A 1,580-nucleotide genomic window follows, 5' to 3' on the forward strand; every position below is an offset into this window, starting at 1 on the left:
CAATAACACTAACCTCCTAGTTGGTAAAGATATAGACCAAATACCCAAATGCGAAACTGACGATGGTTTTAAGCTGGAAGCTGGTGGTGGCCTGATGCAAGGGAAGTATTTTAAAGATCGGTCGGCTGTAGATGATGGTTTTCAGGGTAATGTAAAGAGTGTTGGTGTAAGCAACGGCGAACCTTTCAATCCCGATATTCCTGCGGGCATTAACTTCGGAGAATACATTGATTTAACACTTCCCGAAGGTGGGGGTATACTTAAATCCCTGGATCTCGGTGCGCTTTACCCGTTAGGTGAGTTTGGACAGCAGGTTTATGAGATTGCGGCTGCGGCTCCCAATATATCTGGGATTGCAGGTACCCTAACTATTAAAGATAAAAGTACAGCTGTTTGGTCGTGGATGGACGGTTCCAGAGAAATAAAGGCCATCAGTAATTCGACCGATCGCAAAAGCGATATTCAGGGTGGAGGTTGGTATAGTATCTCTAATCCTTTTGCAGATACCTTTCTCACTAGCCTTAGATTAGCACCAGTCTCCCAACCAGGCGTTCCTCCCCTATCTGTCCAAAACAGTGATTTTGGCCTAGTGGGGGCAGAATTTGAAAAAGTTGACGAACCAACTGCGTTTGCTGGTTTAGCTTTGGTAGGTGCATTTTTGATGAATGTTTGCCGCCGTAAAGCTCGCAAAATTGGCTAGCCGCCACATTGGTATGCTTCAATTGCGGTGATTGTTGTCGTAACGAATTCTCGCTCCAGCCCACAGCAGCTTTTCTCGTAATGTTTGGTAGTAGGAATAGTTATCTCGCAAGATAATAAATTTAGCTTGACAGTTAGCCATGCAAACATCAACCCGGTGTCCCGGCCAAATAGAGGTGGCCATAACCCCATCCATCCACAGTTTGGTACTGAGTTCGTAATCGCTCAAAGGCCAAATGCTAACTACAGAGCCAGGGGGTAAAATAATGGGACGGCTGGAAAGGCTTAGAGGGCAAATAGGGGTTACGGCGATCGCTTCCATACCATCGTGTACGATCGGCCCATTAGCAGAAACCGTATAGCAAGTAGACCCTGTAGGCGTTGCCACAATTAACCCGTCTCCCTGGTACTGATCGACTACTTCACCATCAATTTCCATCTCCAAAATAGAGGTGAGCATTCGATCGGCTGAAGCGGGTTTGACGCACATTTCATTTAAGGCAAGAAAGCGATCGCTCACCGGTGGCAAGTCCCGGCGATCGCCCTCAAATATCGCCGCTTGCAACATCATCCGCCGCTGAATCGCAAAGCGATCGTCAATTAACCGTTCCCAAACTTTCTCAGTATCTTTAAATTCCTCAAAAGGCTGCGTCAAAAAACCCAGATGTCCCCCCACATTCACGGCCAAAATCGGGATGCCATCTCCTGCCAAATTCCGCGCTGCTGACAAAGCCGTACCGTCCCCTCCCAGTACGATCGCCAGATCGATCGGTTGTGTAGATGATGCCAAAAAAACCGGATAAGGATTATCTTTTGGCCCACTCGGCCCCATCAGCACCTTACAGTCGAGTTTTTCCAGTTCTCTGGCGCACTTTTCTACC

The 1,580-nt window shown here is 47.6% G+C and carries 2 protein-coding genes; one reads left to right on the forward strand and one right to left on the reverse strand.

Annotated elements, in window-relative coordinates; genetic code table 11:
- A partial coding sequence (locus H6S82_RS32130) for a hypothetical protein (RefSeq protein WP_191057416.1) occupies positions 1–700 on the forward strand: 700 nt, incomplete at its 5' end.
- Positions 701–718: 18 nt separating this feature from the next.
- Here H6S82_RS32130 and H6S82_RS32135 read toward each other — a convergent pair.
- Positions 719–1,580 (reverse strand): NAD(+) kinase (locus tag H6S82_RS32135; RefSeq protein ID WP_191057417.1); only part of this gene is annotated, 862 nt, incomplete at its 5' end.

The sequence above is a fragment of the Planktothrix sp. FACHB-1355 genome (assembly GCF_014748295.1).
In the GTDB taxonomy this organism is placed as follows: domain Bacteria; phylum Cyanobacteriota; class Cyanobacteriia; order Cyanobacteriales; family Aerosakkonemataceae; genus Aerosakkonema; species Aerosakkonema funiforme_A.